The 19,314-nt window shown below is 62.3% G+C and carries 18 protein-coding genes; 11 read left to right on the top strand and 7 right to left on the bottom strand.

The features are described 5' to 3' along the window. The 6 genes from AWB82_RS23735 to AWB82_RS23710 all read left to right on the top strand — a co-directional run. The coding region (locus AWB82_RS23735; RefSeq protein WP_159462620.1) for a TolC family protein at positions 1-639 on the top strand (639 nt) is incomplete at its 5' end. Positions 640-890: 251 nt separating this feature from the next. Beyond that, positions 891-3,416, top strand: coding sequence for an FHA domain-containing protein (locus AWB82_RS23730; RefSeq protein ID WP_086971574.1), 2,526 nt, complete (start codon positions 891-893; stop codon positions 3,414-3,416). After that, the gene (locus AWB82_RS23725) at positions 3,394-4,767 is read left to right on the top strand and encodes an HlyD family efflux transporter periplasmic adaptor subunit (protein ID WP_086971562.1); all 1,374 of its coding nucleotides are present in this window, start codon (positions 3,394-3,396) and stop codon (positions 4,765-4,767) included. Before AWB82_RS23730 ends, AWB82_RS23725 begins: the two co-directional genes overlap by 23 nt. A gap of 73 nt (positions 4,768-4,840) precedes the next feature. After that, the gene (locus tag AWB82_RS23720; RefSeq protein WP_086971560.1) at positions 4,841-5,593 is read left to right on the top strand and encodes a peptidylprolyl isomerase; all 753 of its coding nucleotides are present in this window, start codon (positions 4,841-4,843) and stop codon (positions 5,591-5,593) included. Between the two features lie 22 nt (positions 5,594-5,615). Beyond that, positions 5,616-8,675: a peptidase domain-containing ABC transporter gene (locus tag AWB82_RS23715; protein WP_086971558.1), complete on the top strand. Its 3,060-nt coding sequence runs from the start codon at positions 5,616-5,618 to the stop codon at positions 8,673-8,675. Continuing rightward, the gene (locus AWB82_RS23710) at positions 8,672-9,985 is read left to right on the top strand and encodes a sigma-54 interaction domain-containing protein (RefSeq protein ID WP_086971556.1); all 1,314 of its coding nucleotides are present in this window, start codon (positions 8,672-8,674) and stop codon (positions 9,983-9,985) included. The genes AWB82_RS23715 and AWB82_RS23710 overlap by 4 nt, the downstream gene beginning before the upstream one ends. Positions 9,986-9,992: 7 nt before the next feature. Here AWB82_RS23710 and AWB82_RS23705 read toward each other — a convergent pair whose 3' ends face one another. After that, entirely contained in the window at positions 9,993-10,763 is a 771-nt protein-coding gene (locus AWB82_RS23705) for a PP2C family protein-serine/threonine phosphatase (protein WP_086971555.1), read from the bottom strand. 105 nt (positions 10,764-10,868) lie between these two features. Next, positions 10,869-11,195, bottom strand: coding sequence for a hypothetical protein (locus AWB82_RS23700; protein ID WP_086971553.1), 327 nt, complete (start codon positions 11,193-11,195; stop codon positions 10,869-10,871). 458 nt (positions 11,196-11,653) lie between these two features. Between AWB82_RS23700 and AWB82_RS23695 the strand changes: the two genes are divergently transcribed. The 3 genes from AWB82_RS23695 to AWB82_RS23685 all read left to right on the top strand — a co-directional run bounded on the left by AWB82_RS23695 (position 11,654) and on the right by AWB82_RS23685 (position 13,718). After that, a complete protein-coding gene (locus AWB82_RS23695) occupies positions 11,654-12,157 on the top strand; it encodes a lecithin retinol acyltransferase family protein (protein ID WP_086971551.1) in 504 nt (167 codons plus the stop codon). Between the two features lie 37 nt (positions 12,158-12,194). Then, positions 12,195-12,443, top strand: a complete 249-nt coding sequence (locus AWB82_RS23690) for a hypothetical protein (protein WP_086971550.1) — start codon at positions 12,195-12,197, stop codon at positions 12,441-12,443. Positions 12,444-12,620: 177 nt separating this feature from the next. Continuing rightward, entirely contained in the window at positions 12,621-13,718 is a 1,098-nt protein-coding gene (locus tag AWB82_RS23685) for a 4-hydroxyphenylpyruvate dioxygenase family protein (RefSeq protein WP_086971548.1), read from the top strand. Between the two features lie 33 nt (positions 13,719-13,751). Here the strand turns inward: AWB82_RS23685 and AWB82_RS23680 are convergent, their stop codons facing one another. Together AWB82_RS23680 and AWB82_RS23675 are read right to left on the bottom strand one after the other, a co-directional pair. Beyond that, positions 13,752-14,165 carry a cupredoxin domain-containing protein gene (locus tag AWB82_RS23680; protein WP_086971546.1) on the bottom strand — a complete coding sequence of 138 codons (414 nt, stop codon included), beginning with the start codon at positions 14,163-14,165 and terminating at the stop codon, positions 13,752-13,754. After that, entirely contained in the window at positions 14,162-15,151 is a 990-nt protein-coding gene (locus AWB82_RS23675; protein WP_086971544.1) for a metallophosphoesterase family protein, read from the bottom strand. Before AWB82_RS23675 ends, AWB82_RS23680 begins: the two co-directional genes overlap by 4 nt. A gap of 306 nt (positions 15,152-15,457) precedes the next feature. On the opposite strand from AWB82_RS23675, the gene AWB82_RS23665 reads away from it, so the two are divergent. After that, positions 15,458-16,129, top strand: coding sequence for an RNA polymerase sigma factor (locus tag AWB82_RS23665; RefSeq protein ID WP_086971540.1), 672 nt, complete (start codon positions 15,458-15,460; stop codon positions 16,127-16,129). Further along, positions 16,119-16,859, top strand: coding sequence for an anti-sigma factor family protein (locus AWB82_RS23660; protein ID WP_086971538.1), 741 nt, complete (start codon positions 16,119-16,121; stop codon positions 16,857-16,859). Before AWB82_RS23665 ends, AWB82_RS23660 begins: the two co-directional genes overlap by 11 nt. Positions 16,860-16,926: 67 nt before the next feature. On the opposite strand, the gene AWB82_RS23655 is transcribed toward AWB82_RS23660, so the two are convergent. The 3 genes from AWB82_RS23655 to AWB82_RS23645 all read right to left on the bottom strand — a co-directional run bounded on the left by AWB82_RS23655 (position 16,927) and on the right by AWB82_RS23645 (position 19,239). Next, entirely contained in the window at positions 16,927-17,490 is a 564-nt protein-coding gene (locus AWB82_RS23655; RefSeq protein WP_086971535.1) for a hypothetical protein, read from the bottom strand. 21 nt (positions 17,491-17,511) lie between these two features. After that, entirely contained in the window at positions 17,512-18,294 is a 783-nt protein-coding gene (locus AWB82_RS23650; protein ID WP_235023413.1) for a DUF2092 domain-containing protein, read from the bottom strand. 327 nt (positions 18,295-18,621) lie between these two features. Then, on the bottom strand, positions 18,622-19,239 hold the full coding sequence (locus AWB82_RS23645; RefSeq protein ID WP_086971531.1) for a hypothetical protein: 618 nt from the start codon (positions 19,237-19,239) through the stop codon (positions 18,622-18,624). Positions 19,240-19,314: the final 75 nt, after the last annotated feature.

The following is a 19,314-nucleotide window of genomic DNA, read 5'->3' as shown; positions in this document are numbered from 1 at the left end:
AAGCTGCAAAAGCGCGTGCAGATCCCGCCGGTGCCGGGCGGTTTGCCGTCGCAGTTGCTCGCGCGCCGCCCCGATCTGATCGCGGCCGAGTATCGCGTGCTCGAAGCGTATGACCTTGTCGGCCAGGCGAAGCTCGCGCAACTGCCGACCATCAACCTGACCGGGCGCGGCGGCACGGCGAGCTTCCAGTTGACCGATCTCTTGAAGGTGTTCACGCTGAGCTTCGTGCCAAGCATCAATATCCCGATTCTCGATCCGTCCGTGCGCGCCCACGTGAAGACGACCGAAGCGCAAACGACGGTGGCCGAACAGCAATATCGCAGCACGGTGATGAACGCGTTCGAGGAAGTGGAGAACGCGCTCGTCAATCTCGATTCGCATACGAAGCAGCGCGTTGAGTTGCAGCAGGAAGTGGATCAGTTGACGGTGGTCGCCGCGCAGATCGACGCACAGCTGAAAGAAGGCGTGATTTCGCAACTCGAAGTGTTCGAGACGGAGCGCACGCTGCTCGCGGCGCAACTCGCGCTGCTCGCGAACCATCAGCAGATTTTGTCCGACACCGTGACGCTTTATAAGGCGCTCGGCGGCGGCTGGCCGACGGTCGACGTGCAAAGCGCGAGCAAGGACGGGTTGAAGTGAAGCACTCCATGAATAATCGTTTCGAAATTAATAATATGAATTACTAACGATCGTGCCAAATCGCTGATCTATGGCGTGATGCGCCAGTGCAGCACGATTGACTACGACGATGCGTGACTTAAACTCTCAACAGCCGCCGCTTGCGAATGACTGCGATTACGGCGCGGTTCAACCAGTCCATGCGCCCGACGTTTTCGGGCATTCCTCTGGCGCGTCGGCGGCAGCGGCTGGACGCACCTCGTGACATGGACATGGCTCAAGGCTTTTCCGTCGCGGAACCGCAGCCGAGCGTGGGCGAGGCGTTCGACGTCGTCCTGAAGCCCGAGCCGCATGCCGGGCTCGCGCGCGAACTGGCGGATCGGCTGACGGAAATTCGTATCGACGAAAATCTCTTTGCGATCGGCCGTGCGGAAGCGCCATTCGACACGAGTCCGCCCGAAGCCGTGGCGCAGCTTTCGCGCCGCCATGCACGCATTTTTATCGAGCACGGGTTCGTCTATATCGCCGATCTCGCCAGCAAGAACGGCACGGCCGTGAACGGCACGCCCGTGCGCGAGACGCCCGCGCGCGTGCGCAGCGGCGACGTCATTTCGTTCGGCAGCCGGCTTTCCTATCGCGTGCAACTCGCGCCGCGCGCGCGGCGTCTGGACGTGCCGAAGCAAGTCGGCATCACGCTCACGCCGCAGCGCGACGACCTCGGTCTTCATCCGATCGAACTCGCGCAGTTTCCATTTCTCGTCAGCAAGTCCGACGAGACGTTTTCGCGCTATCGCGAGCACTATCCGCATCAGGTCAATTACGTGTCGCGGCGGCACGCGCATGTGTTCATCAAGGGCGGCGCGCCGTTCGTCGAGGATCTCGGCAGCACCAACGGCACGTTCGTGAACGGCGAGCGGCTGGGCGCGTCGGCGGTCGAGCTCAAGAACGGCGATATCGTCGCGTTCGGCGGCACGCACTTCGCCTACGCGGTGCATCTGCACGGCGACGAAAGCGAATCGACGCTCACGGAAATGGTCGCGCAAGCCGCCGCGCCCGCACACGACGACGAACTCGACGGCGACAAGACGACCTTCGTCGGCTCGGCGCATTCGTTTCTCGACATCTTTTGCGTCGATCAGGCCGCCGCGCGCGAAGACGAAGTCAACGAAGAGGCGCAGCCAAAGCCCGTCGAAGAGAAGCGCCCGGTTGCGCGCACCACGAAGCGCAGCAAGTTCGCGCTCTTCGTGTCGGAACTGCGTCGCGTGCTCGCGAGCGACGACCGGCGCGCGGCACGCCGCACGCGCATCATGGTCGCGTGCGTGCTGGCGGCGCTCGTGGCGGGCGGAGCGGCGCTCTTCTACAGCGGCTTGCGCGAGCGCGAGGCGAAATCGCTGATGGCGGAGGGCGAGTACGCGCAGGCCGCCAGCGTCACGAACGAGTATCTGAAGTCGCATCCGAAAGACGCGCAGTTCACGCCGATGAACACGGAAGCCGTGCTCAGGTCGAACGTGCCGCGCTGGCTCGTTGCGTTGAAGAAGGGCGATTTCGCGAACGCGGACGCGATCATCGCGCAGATGAGAGCGCTCGGCGAGCACAACTCGGACGTGCATTCGCTCGTCGACGAACTCGAATGGATCGGCAAGCTGGAGAGCTTCGTGATGACCCGTGGCGGCGCCGAGGCGCCCATCCGCATGTACGGCGACGAGCCGCGCATCGGCGCGATCCTGAAGCACTGGGAAGCGGATGCGGCGGGGCATCAGCGCGATCTGGACCGCATCGCGGGCTATGTGCCCGAGTTCCGCGATCCCTATGCGCTCGCGCTGAGTCATCTGCGCAAGCTGCAGAGCGACGACTCCGTGTATCTCGCGGCCATCGACCGGCTCGACGCGAGCATTGTGAAGAGCCTCGGCCAGGACGATCCCGATGCGATTGGGGCGGCGCTGAAGGAATATGCGGACAAGTATCCCCGCCTCGCGGGGCTCGATCGCGTGCGCGCGGATCTCGATGTCTACGCAGGCTTGCGCCGCAGCCTCAACGGTGCGAGCCTCGCGCCGCTCGCGGGTTCCCTGAGCCACGCCAAGTTCTCGACGCCGCCGTTCCAGGAAAAATTCAGGCAGATGAGCGCGAGCCAGTTGCCGCCGCCCGACGTGCTCGCGCAATACGCGACGCTCGCCGATGCGTGGAATCGCGGCCAGAGCGCGCAGACGCTCGACGGTCTGCAAAAGCTGCCGCAAGGCTCGTGGTCGCCGACCGTGCAGAAGGAACTTGCGCACAAGAAAGCCGTGGCCGCGCAATTCGCCGATCTGCAAAAGGCGCGCGGCTCGAAGGGCTACGAAGACGCGCTGCTGTCGTTCTACGAAACGCTCGATCTCGATGCCGACACGTTCTATGCAAAAGCGGTCGCGCCCGAATTCACGGCGCTGAAGGACAGGGCGACGGCACGCGCGCAGACGTTGATGACGCAGGCGCAAACGTCCTGGCAGCAGTATCGGACCAATGGCGGCATCGGCGGGTCGCAGCGGCTCGAATCGGGCGTATCGGATGTGTTCAGGACGCAGGCGCGGCTCTTGTCGGACGCGCAGGATTCGGCCACGCGCGGCATCCGTATCTTCAGGCAAGTGAAGGCGGAGAGCGCGACGGCGAAGTGGGCCGCGCTCGCCAACGAGATCGACACCGAGGCGGATTTGCAGCGGCGTTCGCTGCAGGATCTGCGCATGGTGCTGGAACCGGGGCTTCTCAATACGAAGCTGAGTTTGATCAGCGGAGGCACGAGCAGTGAAGAGAGACGCACACCTTAAGCCGTTTTCGGAGGCGCTCGGCGAGCACGGCGCCGAGGGCATCGCGATCCTCACGGCCGAGCCCGCGCGGCTCACGCAGAGCCTCGTCTTCGCGATGGTGGCGCTCGTCGCGTCGGCGCTCGTGTGGTCGTTCTTCGGCCACGCGGACGTGATGGTGACGGCGCAAGGCACGCTCGCGCCCGAATCGGAAGTGCGGCGCTTCTACGCGCCGATCGACGGTGAGCTCGCCGATCTCTATATCGCGGAAGGGCAGCCCGTGCGCAAAGACGACGTCGTCGCGCGGCTGAACGCGCGCGGCGCGATCGAGGCGGCGACCAATGCGCTCGAAGCGCAACTGAAACTCGACGATGCCGAGCGCGAATGGAAGCAGTTCCCCGAGAAGAAGCTGCTGATGGAGCGCAAGATCGCCGCGCTCAAGGATCAGATGGATGTGGAAGAGCATCAGCATCAGCAGCGCGTCTCCGAAGGCACGAGCAAGCTCGCGGAAGGTCAGAAGGCGCAGTTGCAGGAAGCGCGCAGCACGCTGGAAAACGCACGCCGTGCCCGCGATGCCGCGAAGGTGGACTTCGACCGCTTTCAGCGTCTGCTCGCGCTGCCGGGCGGGGGCGGCGTGGCCGAAGCGCAGGTCGATGCGAAGCGCAATGCCTATCTCGAAGCGGATGGCGCGTATCGCGTGGAGCAATCGAAGCTCGCGGAGCTCGACTTCCGCCTGAGCCACGATTTCACGCAGGCCAAGCGCCAGCTTGAAACGAGCGGTCAGGAAGCGACGAGTCTGCGGCTGCAATACGAGGCCGCGATGCGCGAAGTCGCGAGCACCGAAGACAAGTTGCGTCTGCAACTACAGACCGCGCGCCTCGTCGCGGATGCGGCCGCGCGCATCAAGTTCGAGAACATCGACAAGGACAATTTCCTGCTGATTCTCTCGCCGGTGTCGGGCGTCGTCACCGACGTGACCTCGACGCAGCCCGGCGACAAGATTCAGGCGAACACGCCGCTCGGCGGCATCGCGCCGGCCAATGCAAAGCCGGTGCTGAAGATCGAGATTGCCGAGCACGACCGCGCGTTCCTGCGCGAAGGACAGCGCGTGAAGCTCAAGTTCAACGCGTTTCCTTATCAGCGCTATGGCGTGATCGAGGGCACGCTCGCGTTCATCTCGCCCGCGACAAAACCGAGTCCGACGACCAAGCAACCCGTCTACGAAGGACGCGTGACGCTCGATCGCGATTTCTATCAGATCGCGGACACGAAGTATCCGTTGCGATACGGCATGACGGCGAGCGCTGAAATCGTCGTGCGCGAGCGGCGACTGATCGATCTCGGGCTCGATCCGTTCCGCAATGTAGCGGGATAAAGATGGGGGGTTACACCGGCGCCGCAACGCGAACATGATGCGCAATTCAACACGGAACCGAACGGAGAACGATATGACGGCGATTGTGCGTATCGACGACGAAGTGGTCGACGTCGGCGAATTCATCAGGTTATTGAAGTTGAATGGTCAGTTCGACAGTCTCATCGAGCAGCTCGTGCGCGACAAGCTCACCGTGCGCGCGGCGAAGAAGTCCGGCGTCGCCGTAAGCGACGATGAAATCCAGAATCGCGCCGATCAGTTCCGCCGCATTCGCGGCCTGCATCGCGCGGCGGATATGAACAACTATCTCGATGCGCTGCATGTGAGCCTCGACGAGTTCGAGGTTTTCATCACCGACACGCTCTATCAGGAAAAGATGCTCGACAAGGTGGGCACGGAGCGCGAGGTCGAAGAGTACTTCCAGCTCAACTCGCCGAAGTTCGACAGCATCGAAGTCAGTCATATCCTGCTCGATACCGAAGGCAGCGCAAAAGAAATGATTTCGTATCTCAACGACGATCCCGACAGCTTCGCGGACATGGCGCGCGAGCACTCGCTCGCCGACACGCGCGACGCGGGCGGCGTGATCGGACGCGTGATGCGCGGACAGATGAAGCCGGACGTCGAGGCGAAGGTCTTCAACGCGGAAGTCGGCGATCTGCTCGGACCGTTCGTATCGGCGGATGGCGCATCGTATGAAATCTTCGCGGTGACGGCGAAGTATCCCGCGAAGCTCGACGAAGACGTGTCCGCGGAAATCCGCCGCCTGCTGCGCGAAGACTGGATGCTGACGCGCGCGCAGGAGCACGTCATCGAAGCACGCTGACCGACGGGGAACGCGATACAACATGGACGCTCCATCGAGCCTTGATTCGCCCGCCGACTTTCTCTCGTCGGTCGAGATTCTTTCGCCGTTCACGCGCGATGAAATCGAGCAACTGGCGGCGCAAACGGGGTCGCGGCGCTTTGGCTTCGGCGAGACCGTGTGCAACGCGGGCGAGGCGGCCGACGGACTCTATATCGTGAAAGCAGGGTCCGTGCGCATCTTCACCGAAGAGCACGGCAAGGAAATCAGCATGGGGGTGAAGAAGGAGCGCGAGACTTTCGCGGATATCGCGATGCTGCGCGACTACCGCCATGAGTCGTCGGTGCGCTCCTCCGGCAAGACCGAGTTGCTGTTCATTCCGCGCACGGCGATCGAACTCGTCATCGCGAAGAATCCCGCCGCGCTCGCGTTCGTCACGAGCTATGTCGCGATCAACTCGGCGGGCGGTTTCGTCGCGAAGCTCTTCGATCTGCGCGGCAAGCTCAACAAGGCCGAACTCGAAGAGTGTGTGCGCAGTGTCGGCGTGAAGCGTGTCGCCGAGGGCAAGGAGATTCTCAAGCAAGAGTCGCGCGACGACCGGCGTCTGTATGTCGTGCGCCAGGGCGAGGTGCGTATCGTGCGCGAGGAGGGTGGCGAGCGGCATGTGCTCGCGACGCTCGGCCCCGGCGAGATTTTCGGCGAGAAGGCGTGCGTGATGCGTCAGGAGCAGATGGCCTCGGCCATCGCGAGCACCGATACGCGTCTGCTCGTGATCCCCGAGAAGACGGTGCATTTCATCATCGAGCGCAACGTGAAGCTGCGCGAAGTGCTCGAAGAGCGCATCCGTTTTACCGAGCGCGAATTGCAGCGGCAGAAGAAGATCACCGAGCGCCGCAGGCTGCCCGCGATGCTCGATCTGCACACGAAGCCCGAACTGGGCGAACGCGTCATCAAGCGCTTCGCGTGGATCGAGCAGGCCGAGGAGATGGATTGCGGCGCGGCCTGTCTCGCGATGATCTGCCGGCACTATGGCATTAACATGACGCTCGGCAAGCTGCGCGAACTGGCCAACGTCACGACCTCCGGCGCGACGCTCGATTCGCTGGCGCGCGCGGGCGAGTCGCTCGGCTTCACGACGCGCGGCGTGCAGTGCACGTTCGAATCGTTGCGCGGCTTCGAGATGCCGTTCATCGCGCACTGGGAGGGCTATCACTACATCATCGTCTACGGGGTATCGAGCGAGAACGTGTGGGTCGCGGACCCGGCCATCGGCTTCAGGAAGATGACCGTCGGCGAGTTCGAGCGCGGCTGGAGCGGCACATGCCTGCTTTTCACGCCGGGGCAGGACCTCACGCAGAAGGCCGTATCGCGCTCGCCGTGGCTGCGTTTCGTCGGCTATCTGAAGCCGTACAAGAAGATCCTGCTGCATCTGTTTCTCGCGACCTTCGTCATTCAGGTGCTGGGCGTGATACCGCCGCTCATCATCCAGAACATTCTCGACGGCGTGATCGTGCATCAGAACGTGAACTTGCTGCACGTGCTGATCGCGGGGCTGATCATCGCGAGTCTGTTCACGCAGCTCATGACGACGATACGCGCCTACCTCGCGAACTTCATGGTCCGCAACATGGACTTCGCGATGATGTCGCAGTTCTTCAGGCACACGTTCTCGCTGCCGTTCGGTTTCTTTGCGAAACGCAAGACCGGCGATGTGTTCGCGCGCTTTCAGGAGAATCACACGATTCGCGCGTTCCTCACGGAATCGACGGTTTCGACCGTGCTCAACCTGCTGATGATCTTCATCTACTTCACGATCATGTTTCTCTACAACGTGAAGCTCACGTTGTTGCTTATCGCGTTCGTGATCCCAATGATGGTGCTCACGGTCGTCGCGACGCCGCGCATCAAGCAGAACGCGCGCGAAACCTTTTCCGCCGGAACGGACGCGCGTTCGTATCTGATGGAAGCGCTCGGCGGCGTGGAGACGGTGAAGGGCATGGGCATCGAGCGCCCGGTGCGTCTCAAATGGGAAAAGAAGTACGCGAAGTCGCTCGAAGTGCAATACAAGTCGCAGCGTTTCAATATCGTGGTGGGCTTGTGCAGCCAGTTGCTCAATGCCGCGACGACCATCGGCGTGTTATGGGTCGGCGCGAATCTCGTGCTCGCGCGCGAACTGACCATCGGCCAGTTGATCGCGTTCAATGCCTACATGGGCAGCGTGCTCGCGCCGCTGATGGGTCTCATCAACTTGTGGAGCCTCCTGAACGATGCGGGCGTCGCGATGGAGCGTCTGGGCGACGTGCTCGACATCGAGCCCGAGCAAAAGCCCGAAGACATGCAGCAGCGCGTCATGCTGCCCGACTTGCAGGGCGATATCAGTTTCAATGGCGTGTATTTTCGTTATGGCGAAGGCGACGCGCCTTACGTGCTGGAGAACATCAGCTTCGATATCAAGCCGGGCGAACTGATCGCGATCGTCGGGCGCAGCGGCTCGGGCAAGACGACGCTCGCGAAACTGCTCGTCGGGTTCTATGCGCCGACCGAAGGCAAGATGACCGTCGATGGTTACGATATCAACGTCGTCGACAAGGGCTTCTTTCGCGCGCAGATCGGCTATGTGATGCAGAGCAATCTGCTGTTCTCGGGGACGATCGCGGAGAACATCGCGAGCGGCGATGAAGCACCGGACCGAAGGCGTATCGAAGAAGTGGCGAAGATGGCCGACGCGCACGCGTTCATCGCGAAGATGCCGCTCGGTTACGAGCAAGTGGTGGGCGAGCGCGGCGTGGGGCTTTCGGGCGGACAGATTCAACGGCTATGCATCGCGCGGGCGCTGTATCACGATCCGCGTCTGCTCGTATTCGACGAGGCGACGTCCGCGCTCGATACGCAATCGGAAAGCAATATTCTCGGCAACATGCAGGAGATATTGAAAGGGCGCACCGCGGTCATCATCGCGCACCGCCTTTCGACGATCATGCGCGCCGACAAGATTCTCGTGCTGTACGAAGGCGGCATCGTCGAGCAGGGCAGGCATGACGAACTCGTCGCGAGAAAGGGCATGTATTACCAACTCGTGCAAAAGCAACTGAGCGCAGCATGAAAATACTCGATCAACCGGAAAGCGACACCAGCGCGCCAGCGTCATCGGCGATCTCGTATGCGGGGCTCATCGAGAAGATCGAGATTCTGCGCTCGACGCTGCGATGGACTTCGCGTCTCGAACGGCCCGAAATCGAAAAGCTGTTGCGGCAGGCGAGCACGCTGCGCGACGAAGTCATGCAACTGTCGCACAAGGAGCGTTTCGTTCAGGCGGCCGCCGCGGAGCCGAAGCGCGATCTGCCGGCGGGCGCGCGGCGGCAAGCGCTGATCGAACGAAGCTTCGTGTTCGAAGGCACATTCGGCGATAACCCGAAGCTGCTGGAAGCGCTGGAAATCGCGGAAAAAGCGGCGCCGACGGACTTACCCGTCCTGATCGACGGCGAAAGCGGCACGGGCAAGGAGCTGATGGCGAAGGTCATTCACGCGAACGGCTCGCGCGCGGACAAGCCGTATATCTCGGTGAACTGCGGCGCGATTCCCGACAATCTGCTGGAGTCCGAACTATTTGGGCATCGCAAGGGCTCGTTCACGGGCGCGAGCAACGACCGCAAGGGCAAATTCGAAAGCGCGCATACAGGCACGATCTTTCTCGATGAGATCGGCGAACTGCCTTTGTCGGGGCAGGTGAAGCTGTTGCGCGTGCTGGAGGCGCACGAAATTCAGCGCGTGGGTTCGGATGAGCAGATCGCGGTGGACACGCGCATCGTCGCGGCGACCAATCGCAACTTGCGCAAGTTCTGCGACGAAGGGCGCTTTCGCGAGGATCTGTTTTATCGGCTGAGCGTGATTCACCTGACGCTTCCCGCATTGCGCGAACGGCGCGATGAAATCGCGCTGCTGCTCGCCTATTTCGGCGACGAGGCGGCGGCGACTTTGAAGCGCCGGCCGGTGAAGTTATCGCCGCGGCTGCGCGATTTTCTGCGCAACTATGACTATCCCGGGAACATTCGCGAGTTGAGGAACGTGGTGTATCGGCTCGCGTGTCTCGCGGGCGATATGGCCGACATTGATCATCTGCCGGTCGATATACGGCCGAAGTCATCGCTCTCGCTGGCGATGGGCGGGCCGGCTGCAAGCGGCAACGGCATCGCGACGGCGAGTTCGCTCGCGGAAGCGAAGCGTGTCGCGAGCGACGAAGCGGAGCGCGCGTTTCTCGAACGGGGTTTGCAGGAAACAGGCGGGACCGTGGCCGAGCTTGCAAGACGCTATGAGATGAACCGGTCGCATCTGCAGATGCTTCTAAAGAAGCACGGGCTGCACTCGAAGGAGTTTCGGGCGGCGGCGCAGAAGAACAAGGAGGCGGGCGGCTGAACCGCCTCTAGATAGACGGATTCACCTGCGTTTTGTCCGTCGCCATCAAATCCACCGCGTGCGCGACGACTACCGAAATATTGTCGCGCCCGCCACGCGCGAGCGCGATCTCCAGCAGCCTTTGCGCCGCCGCATCGCAATTGCCCGGCGCGAGTTCGCTGATCATCTCCGCCTCGCTGACTTCATTCGATAACCCGTCGCTGCATAGCAGGAAGGTATCGCCGTCGTTCAGGGTGAGCGTGTTCTCGTCGAGTTCGAGCACATCGAGCGCGCCGACCGCGCGCGTGATCAGATGCTGCGCCGGATGATGCAGCGCCTCTTCCGCCGTCAGTTGCCCGCGCGCCTTCAGCTCCTCGACATGGCTGTGATCGCGCGTGAGTTGCACGAGCCGTCCCTGCCTCAACAGATAGATGCGGCTGTCGCCTGCCCACACATAGCCGCACGCGCCATCGCGCGCCGCGAGCACCACCACCGTGCTACCGATGCGCGACACCTGTCGCCGCGCCGCCTCCGCGCGCAACTTGTCGTTCACATCGAGTAGACGCGTGCGCGCATCGGCGATGACGCCCGCAAGGTCGTTCGCCGCCGACACCTTCGCGAGGCTCTCGATCACCATCCTGCTCGCCAGATCGCCGACCGCGTGGCCGCCCATGCCGTCGGCGACGGCCCACAGTCCACGCTCGGGCGCATCGAGCAGCGCGTCTTCGTTGATCTGCCGGACGCAGCCCGTGTCGGTGCGGGCGGCGGAAGTCCATCGGAACTCGGTGTTGAAGGTCATGGCAACCTCCGGAATCCTGGGTGGCGCGGCGTCGGACGGGCATGGCGGACGGTCCCGCTCATTGTGACCCAACGCGCGCGCGAAGCGAATCTTGATGTGCACCGCTCAGCCCGCGCGATTCCCCGCCACTGAAGTCGGACTGACGGTAAGCGTCGCGCCGTTGCCCGTATTGCTGACCGCGACGTTCTGAAACTGATTGACCATCTGGCCGACCGTGATGTTGGTGATGTTGTTGGTGACTTCGTAGACGTTGTTGGTGACATCGATCAGGTTCACCACGCCGCCGCCGGCCGCGCCGCCCGACGAACGCTCCACGAACGGCGTGATCCAGCCGAACACCCACGGCGCACCGCCTCCGCCGCTGATGGCCGACATGGCCACGTGATCCAGTTCGCGGTCGTATTCGAGATCGCTGACGGTGAGGGCGCGCATGTCGTTTCTCCGTGATGGCCTGTGAGCAGGACGCACGGATCAAATGCAAGGGCCGTGCCGACGCGCGCGTGATCGCGGCGCTTTTCTTCGCGTGGCTGATCGGGCGGCGTTCTGGCGGCATCGGCACGATTGCGGCGGGAATTGTCCGGAACCGCATTCGTTGGATTGCCGCCAACAAGCGATGTTGGCGACGCGCCGCATATCCAACACACGCGGCGCGCGTCTCATACCTGCGGACAAGACACGGGCGACGCGGATTCTGGTGCAGCCGATCCAACAAACACCGCTAGAAACTGTTGGCCGAGCAAAAACACAACGCCGTTGATAACCGCTCGCGATTTACCGTAAATCGATATAAATCAATAACTTATAAAGGCTGGCAAGGAAGATGCAAATGGCTAGGCAACCCGGCGTCAAACAAACACCTGACGCCAAGCGAAGAAAAATCGGAGCCAGCCATGTCAACCAACCAACAAATCGGACTGATCGACCAGCAAGCCGCCGCGAGCGGCTTCTCGCTCGACGACGAACCTGCGCTCGGCACCGAACTCGTTACGCGCCGCTCGGGCTACGAACACCACGGCATCTACGCCGGCAACGGCATGGTCATCCACTACGCCGGTTTCGCGAAGTCGCTGCATCGCGGTCCGGTCGAGGAAGTCTCGGTCGAGCAGTTCGCCGCCGGCCATGACGTCACGATCCGCCAGAATCCGGCCGCGAAGTTCGTCGGCATGGAAGCGGTGCGCCGCGCCCGCAGCCGTCTCGGCGAAGACCAGTATCACCTGCTGACCAACAACTGCGAACACTTCGTTACGTGGTGCCTCGACGGCCGCGCCCGCAGCCGTCAGGTGCAAGCGTGCTTCGTCCATCCGCGCGCGGCCGTCAGAGCCGTAGCGGGACTTTTCCGCGCCTATGTCGCCGCCGAACGCCGCCGCCGCATGAACGCGGCGCTCGCAGCCTGAACCGCACGTCTTGCCGATCGATTCCGAGGAGACCATCATGCAAACCACCGAAAACTCGCTGCACTGGGCCGTCGACAAATGGCTCGCCCCGACGCCCGCGCGTCCGGCACGCGTCGTGCGCCTGTGCCGTTCGCATATCACCGGCGCGCGCTATGTCTGCATCGAAGCGCAGCATCCGGGCGGCCCGCTCGCGATCATCTTCTTTCGCCATGACGACGGCACCTGGAACGTGTTTCCGCCGCAAGCGAAGCGCCCGTCGATGAGCGCCCAGCGTCTCGCCGCCTGAATGCTACGATCGGCCGGGACGCGTCGGGCGGCCCGGTTTTGACACGGCGATCCCGCTGCCGCTACTCTAGGCGAATCCATGGCGGCCATTTCGACGAAGCCGCGGGTCGCACGAAGGCGGCCGGACGTGTTAGTTTTGCGTCCGTGAACCAGATCGTACATTTTCGAGGTATTGCCGATGACCCAGCCCGACTCCTCTTCCTCCGCCCGCGCGACGCCCGATTCGAACCTCGGCGACAATCCGCTCGGCATCGCGGGGCTGGAGTTCGTCGAGTTTTCCAGCCCCGATCCCGAGGGACTTTCCCGACTGTTCGAGACGCTCGGCTTCGTGCCGGTTGCGCGGCATATCAGCAAGGCCGTGACGCTCTTTAGCCAGGGCAGCATGAATTTTCTGCTGAACGCGGAGCCGGATTCGTTCGCGTCGCGTTTCGCGGAATCGCATGGCGTCGGCATCGCCGCGATCGGCATTCGCGTGCTCGATGCGCAGGTCGCCCATGAGCGCGCGCTCGAATACGGGGCGTGGGATTTCGAGGGCGAGAAAATCGGCCCGAACGAACTCGCGATTCCGGCGATTCAGGGCATCGGCGACTCGCATATTTATTTCGTCGATCACTGGCCGGGCAAGGGCAGCGGCAGCGAAGCGTCGATATACGACATCGACTTTCGTCCGATTTCAGGGGCGCTCGCCCACGCCGCCGGCACGGGCCTGCTCGAAGTGGACCACTTCACGCAGACGGTCGGCGCGGGCCGTATCCAGGAATGGCTCGATTTTTACCGCGAAGTGCTGCACTTCTCGGAGATTCATCAGGTGCATCCGGACTGGCATGTGTCGCAGGATTCCGCCGTCACGCTCTCGCCGTGCGGCTCGATCCGCATTCCGGTGTACGAGGAAGGCACGTATCGCACGGACCTGATGCAGCAATATCTGCCCGGTCACGAAGGCGAGGGCGTGCAGCATATCGCGCTGGCGTCGGCGGATATCTTCGCTTCCGTCGATGCGTTGATGGCGCGCGGCGTGCGCTTCCTGCAGCCGCCGCCGCGCTATTACGACGAGATCGACGAGCGTCTGGCGGGCCACGGCCTCGATATCGATAAATTGCGCACGCGCGGCATTCTCGTCGACGGCGAGATTCTCCCCGACGGCACGCCGCAGCTTTTCCTGCAAACCTTCGTCGAACGCAAGCCCGGCGACATGTTCTTCGAGATCGTCGAGCGGCGCGGGCATCACGGCTTCGGCGAGGGCAATCTCGCCGCGATTGCGAAGGCGCGCGGCTAACGGCACAGCCGCCCGCGCCTCGCCGGGCGAAGCTCATTGCACGACGATCGTGCCCGTCATGTGCGGATGCAGCGAACAGAAATACTTGTACGTGCCCGCCTTGTCGAACACATGCGAGAAGCTCTCGCCGCTATCGAGCGGATCGGACTTGAAGGTCTTTGCTTCATCGGTGACGGTGTGCAGCATGTCGTCGTGATTCACCCACGTCACTTTCGTGCCGGCCGGCACCGTGATCGCCGACTGGCTGAACGCGAAGTTGTCGATGGAGATGGTCGGCGCGTTCGCCACCGCGACCTGTTGCGCGGGCTGCTCGGCGCAGGCCGAGGGAATCGCGGCGCTGATCACGCCCTTCACGACGAGCGCGAAGGCGGCCTTGCGTAGAAACTTCGCGGCGAGCGGGCGCAGATTGGCGGGCGAAACGTAATTCGCGATCGTCGATGCCATCATGACTGCACTCCCGCGAGCGATGTATCGGTGATGGCAAGCTGCCCGCGTCCCGCGATATGCGTGACTTCACGCAGGCCGAGCATCGTGCGCAACTGTTCCGCCGGCACTTTCATCGGACCGGGACCCGACGGCGCGCCGGGCGCGGGCTGCGGAAACGCGGTCGACCTCGCCGAATAAAAGCGCATCTCTCCCTCCACTTTCTGCGCCACCTGATGCACGTGGCCGTTCAACACCGTCACCGAGCCGAAGCGTTTCAGGAGCGCGAGGGCCTGCGCGCTGTCGTCGGTGCCCCAGCCCCATTGCGGATACAGCGCCCACAGCGGAATATGCGCGAACACGACGATCGGCGTGCTGCTCGATTTGGCCTGCAGATCGGCCTTGAGCCACGCGAGTTGGGCATCGCCGAGAAAGCCGAGGCCGCCGCCCTTCAGATCGATCACGTTGGTCAGGCCGATGAAGTGCACGCCGCCCTGATCGAAGCTGTACCAGTGGCGGTTGCTGCCTTGGCCATACTGCCCGGAGAAGAGATCGAAGAACGGATTGCCGTCTTCGACCAGCACGTCGTGCTCGCCCGGCACGTAATGCACGTCCATGCCGGCACGGTTGATGATCTGCGTCGCCGTATCGAACTGCGCGGGCTTCGACATATGCGTGATGTCGCCCGTGTGGATCATGAAGGCGGGGCGTTTGTCCATCGCGCTCACGCGGTTGATGGCTTCTTCGAGCGTGCTCGTCGGCTCGGTGTTCGGGTCCTTGTTGAAGCCGATGTGACTGTCGCTGATCTGCACGAAACTGAACGAACTGGTTTTCTCGGCGGCCTCCGCCGACGAGATCAGGCGGGAAACGGGCACGCCGCCGCTCACGGTCCAGATGACGCCGGCGCCGGCCCAGGCCATGCACGAAAGTGCGGTGCGGCGGCGCTTGCCGTGCTCGTCGAGTTCGTCGCGTTCCTGCGTGGGCGCAAGTGCGCTCGGGTCGGGTTTCATGATGGTTCCTTTGATGATGGCGGCCGCGTTTCTTGTCGTTCGAATCGGTGAAGTCGCGCCCACGGCGGCTCGATGCGTGGGCGCGAGGCCGGCGATGTCCGCTGCGGCGAGCGGGATCGCGTTGGCATCCGTTCATCGAACCGGCGAATGCGCCGGGATATTCCCGCTATATTTTTTTGAGTCGATGCTGCAAACGGGAATAAAGCGCCCGGGTGAGGAGTAACGGAGAGGAAGGTGCGGAAAAGCGATGCCGGCCGCGCCCGAACGAAGTTTTCCGAACGTGGTTGTCTAAAGGAGACCCGCGCGATGTGGCCAAGCAGGTCGAAAGAAGACAAGTCCGGGCGCCGCGGCCAGGCGGATGCCGAGGCGGCGCACGCGCGCTTCGAGGCGACGGTGATGCCGCATCTGGACGCCGCGTACAACCTCGCGCGCTGGCTGTCGGGCAGCGCGAACGACGCCGACGATGTCGTGCAGGAAGCGTATCTGCGCGCGTTCCGCTTCTTCGGCGGATTCGAGGGCGGCGAGGAGGCGAACGCGCGTGCGTGGTTGCTCGCGATCGTGCGCAATACCTGGTTCACGGAATGGCGGCGGCGCGTGCAACTCGCGGACGCGACGCCCTACGACGAGGAACTGGGCGGCGACGAAGCCTTGCCGGGCTGGTCGGAGGAAGGCGCGGCCGACCCGGAGACGCTTGCCGTGCGCCGCGACGAAATCCATCTGGTGCATCGCGCGCTGGAGGCGCTGCCGATCGCCTTTCGCGAGGTGCTGGTGTTACGTGAGCTGGAAGACATGAGCTACAAGGAAGTCGCATCCGTGACCGGCGTGCCGATCGGCACGGTGATGTCGCGGCTCGCGCGCGGCCGCAAGATGCTGGCGGGGGCGGTGCGCGCAGCGCAGGGCGGGCAGGACAAGCCGAGCGTGCGTCTCGTGCGCCGCGCGGGACCGGGTCATACAGAGGAGTCGGGAAATGGAAAATAACGACACCGCCTCGCTCGATACGAGGCTCACCGATGGTTCGCTGTATCAGCGCGCGCCGGTGCATCTGCGCGCACAGGTGCTGGCGCGCGTGCGGGCTCAGGCCGAAGAGGAGGCGCGCAGGCGCGAGCCGGCGCGTCCAGCGAAGCGCGGTTCGCGCAATCCGTTTGCGGCGCCGTGGCCGTTCTTTGGCGGCGCGTTCGCGGGCGCGACGCTCAGCGCGCTCGTGCTCGGCACGATGCTATGGTTCCAGGCGCTGCCGCTCGTCTCGTCGGTATCGACGGGTTCGCCGATCGCGCAGGAGATCGTGTCGAGCCACGTGCGCGCGCTGATGTCGGATCGTCCGATCGACGTGTTATCCAGCGACAAGCACACGGTGAAGCCGTGGTTCAACGGCCGTATAGACTATGCGCCGCCAGTGATCGATCCGGCGGGACCGGGCTTCGCGCTCGTCGGCGGACGGCTGGATTACATCGATCATCGGCCGGTGGCGGTCGTCGTGTATCGCTACCTGAAACATCCGATTGACGTGTACGTGTTTCCGGAGCGCAAGGGCGACGTGAAGAGCGATGCCAGCGACAAAGAGTTCGCTCCGGTCGTCACGCAATCCGACGATGGCTACGCGCTCGCGCGCTGGAATCACGACGGCATGACGTTCTGGGCCGTCACCGACGCCTCGGGTGCGGTGCTGCGTCAGTTCGCGCATGCAATCGAAACCGGCGCGCCGCGCTAAAAATGTGCGCGGCGCGAACGTGGTCAATTGCTAAAGAACAGAGCGACTGAAATGATTCAGGCCCGGCTTACGGTGCATTTACCACCACGTATTGCACGGACGTACCGTAGTACTGCGGCTGATACCATGTCGAGCCGCACTGCTGGTACGTTGCGCCATTTACCATAACCGGGGCGCAACTGGGCGGCAGCGTGTGGACGATGGACCCCACTATGGCAGCCGTCGCGACTACCGTTGCGGTTACGGCGGCGGCTGTCGCGACCGGGTGATCGTCGTACCAGCCTCCGTTGTTGTAACAACAACCGTGATTATTGTTGTTGTAGTTGTTCACAACATTAGTACGGTTATTGCTGATGTTCTGCGCTGTATTGTTCCGATTGGAACTCACTTGCTGAACGCCATTCTGGCGATTGCCTTCACGTTCAGTACGGTTGGATTGCCGGGTCTCGACATTCGCCTGATAGGCGCTTTGCCGGGCCGCGACGTTCGCCTGGTTGGCCCCGCCGCGCCAGTTACCACCGTTCACGGACGTGCGAGCGCCCCCACGAAACTCAAAGGCGCTCGCTGCTGAAGCGATTCCGACAGCTAACAGCGCCACGATTACCTTCGTCGACAATTTCTTCGCGTTCATGATGATCTCTGCACTTGAACCCTAGTGGGCGCCGTTGACTTGCACAAACTCGATTTGACGGGCATTTTTCGGAGCCGAAAACTCAAATGTTTTCTGGTCGATTTCAGGATTGATATTCCATCGATAAACGGCTGTATATTGCGGCCGCTCCTTTTCCGCCAACGTCACGATATTCAATTTGCACGGAAGCGGCTGATCGCCTTTCTTGATCCAGAGCTGCCAGTCAACGGCGCTTTCGTGATAGGCATAATGCGAGCAGGTATCGCCGTTCAGAACCTCATCGCCAATATACGCGGCGGAGATCACACGTTTCATGTCTTCCGGATTCGCACCCAACGTGAAAATATCGCTGAGCGGCAAATCGATTCCATACTTGGTTTCAAGGTCGCTCATCAGGTCTTTTATGGTCGCCGGTGCGTCGACCGTCGCATAAAAATTACGCGGTTCCGTAATTAGCGTGAAGTGCTTGCCGTCGAAGAATACATGGCGACTGGAATCGGACGCGCTGCTGGAAATATCGGCCTTGAGATGGTCGGGACGACGCACGGTCAGCTTCGTGTCGTGCGACGACTGAACCAGTTGCGTCGTTGCGCCGTCCACCATGATCTGATCTGTCGTTGAATCGACATCGACAACAAACTGTTTTACGGTTTGCATGTAAGCGCTCATCTTGACGAGCGCATCCATCGCGCGGGCGTCCGGTTTCTGCGCTGCCACTTTTTCTGCCGCTACGACACTAGCTCCGACAGAGCTTAATGCGCTCGCAACTGCAGCAATAAGCGTCAGTTTTACAAAAATTCGCATTATTTGCCTTCTCTTTTTAGTCGGCCTTCATCAGCCGGTTTTACAACGCGGGAATTGCGGTCAATGAATTTTCTTTCATCTTCCTGAACATCAATGTATTAGCGTGACGCAAATGCCGGAGCACTTATTTTTGAAAGCGAAACTGGAGGCGTCGGAGGGAGTCGTTATACGGCCGCGGCGCACTAATGAAGCGGACCACGTATTAAGTTTGCTGAAATGACCACGTGAGGCGCATGAAGGCGATGACAGCGATCCAATAGGGCTGGGTGCCGAGTTAGGCCGTTCAACACGGATTCTCCTCGACACCCAGCCATCAAGCCGCGTGACTTACTTCACGACCTTGCCGTTGCGGGTCACTTCGATCGCCGTGGCGGCGACATAAGTTGCCATGACGTTGTCGCCGACCTTGAGCTTGTCGAGCTGGACATCCGGCGAAGCCTTCAGCGTGGCGATGCGATTCGGACCCGAGAGCGTTACTTCGCGCGTCGCGAGGTCGATCTTCTGGATCGTTGCCACGATCTGCACGCCGGTCGTTTTCACCACCACGCCGCCGGATGCGGGCGAAACCTGGTCCGCCCTCACGCGCGTGTGCGTGTCTTTCGGATCGACCTTGTCGGCGGACATCAGCAGCTCGGCGCGGTATTGCATGTGAACTTCGTCGCCCACCTTCAGCTTGCTGATGTCAGCAATGGTCGGATCGACAACGATCGTCGCGGTCTTGCCGTTTTGGCCTTTCATTTCGACGGTTGCTTTTTGAAGATCGATCTTGCTGATCTTCGCGACCATGTTCACGACGACCGCATCGCCCACGGCCTGAACGGCGCTGGAAGGCTGAGCTGAGGCCGAGGATTGCTGCGCCTGGGCAGCGGGAATGGCCAGCAAGGCTACGCTCGCAGCGGCGGTGGCCGTGATCAAGCGGACGAAACGGGACGTGCGGTGTTGCATGTAATGCTCCATACAAAAAAGTCAGGCCGGTTGGCCTGTACGAGAAACAGGCTTCGAAACCGTTCGAAGCGGGTC

Origin of the sequence: Caballeronia glebae, assembly GCF_001545035.1 — a bacterium.
Lineage (GTDB): Bacteria > Pseudomonadota > Gammaproteobacteria > Burkholderiales > Burkholderiaceae > Caballeronia > Caballeronia glebae.
Note: the sequence above shows the minus strand (reverse complement) of the source record. Positions and strands in the feature narration are given on the sequence as shown.

Bases quoted from the DNA above. Each gene is read 5' to 3' on its own strand.
- AWB82_RS23690 (WP_086971550.1), top strand. From the start codon at position 12,195: ATGCAAACCACCGAAAACTCGCTGCACTGGGCCGTCGACAAATGGCTC.
- AWB82_RS23730 (WP_086971574.1), top strand. From the start codon at position 891: ATGGCTCAAGGCTTTTCCGTCGCGGAACCGCAGCCGAGCGTGGGCGAG.
- AWB82_RS23665 (WP_086971540.1), top strand. From the start codon at position 15,458: ATGTGGCCAAGCAGGTCGAAAGAAGACAAGTCCGGGCGCCGCGGCCAG.
- AWB82_RS23715 (WP_086971558.1), top strand. From the start codon at position 5,616: ATGGACGCTCCATCGAGCCTTGATTCGCCCGCCGACTTTCTCTCGTCG.
- AWB82_RS23720 (WP_086971560.1), top strand. From the start codon at position 4,841: ATGACGGCGATTGTGCGTATCGACGACGAAGTGGTCGACGTCGGCGAA.
- AWB82_RS23655 (WP_086971535.1), bottom strand. From the start codon at position 17,490: ATGAACGCGAAGAAATTGTCGACGAAGGTAATCGTGGCGCTGTTAGCT.
- AWB82_RS23680 (WP_086971546.1), bottom strand. From the start codon at position 14,165: ATGATGGCATCGACGATCGCGAATTACGTTTCGCCCGCCAATCTGCGC.
- AWB82_RS23675 (WP_086971544.1), bottom strand. From the start codon at position 15,151: ATGAAACCCGACCCGAGCGCACTTGCGCCCACGCAGGAACGCGACGAA.
- AWB82_RS23700 (WP_086971553.1), bottom strand. From the start codon at position 11,195: ATGCGCGCCCTCACCGTCAGCGATCTCGAATACGACCGCGAACTGGAT.
- AWB82_RS23705 (WP_086971555.1), bottom strand. From the start codon at position 10,763: ATGACCTTCAACACCGAGTTCCGATGGACTTCCGCCGCCCGCACCGAC.
- AWB82_RS23645 (WP_086971531.1), bottom strand. From the start codon at position 19,239: ATGCAACACCGCACGTCCCGTTTCGTCCGCTTGATCACGGCCACCGCC.
- AWB82_RS23695 (WP_086971551.1), top strand. From the start codon at position 11,654: ATGTCAACCAACCAACAAATCGGACTGATCGACCAGCAAGCCGCCGCG.
- AWB82_RS23650 (WP_235023413.1), bottom strand. From the start codon at position 18,294: ATGCGAATTTTTGTAAAACTGACGCTTATTGCTGCAGTTGCGAGCGCA.
- AWB82_RS23660 (WP_086971538.1), top strand. From the start codon at position 16,119: ATGGAAAATAACGACACCGCCTCGCTCGATACGAGGCTCACCGATGGT.
- AWB82_RS23710 (WP_086971556.1), top strand. From the start codon at position 8,672: ATGAAAATACTCGATCAACCGGAAAGCGACACCAGCGCGCCAGCGTCA.
- AWB82_RS23685 (WP_086971548.1), top strand. From the start codon at position 12,621: ATGACCCAGCCCGACTCCTCTTCCTCCGCCCGCGCGACGCCCGATTCG.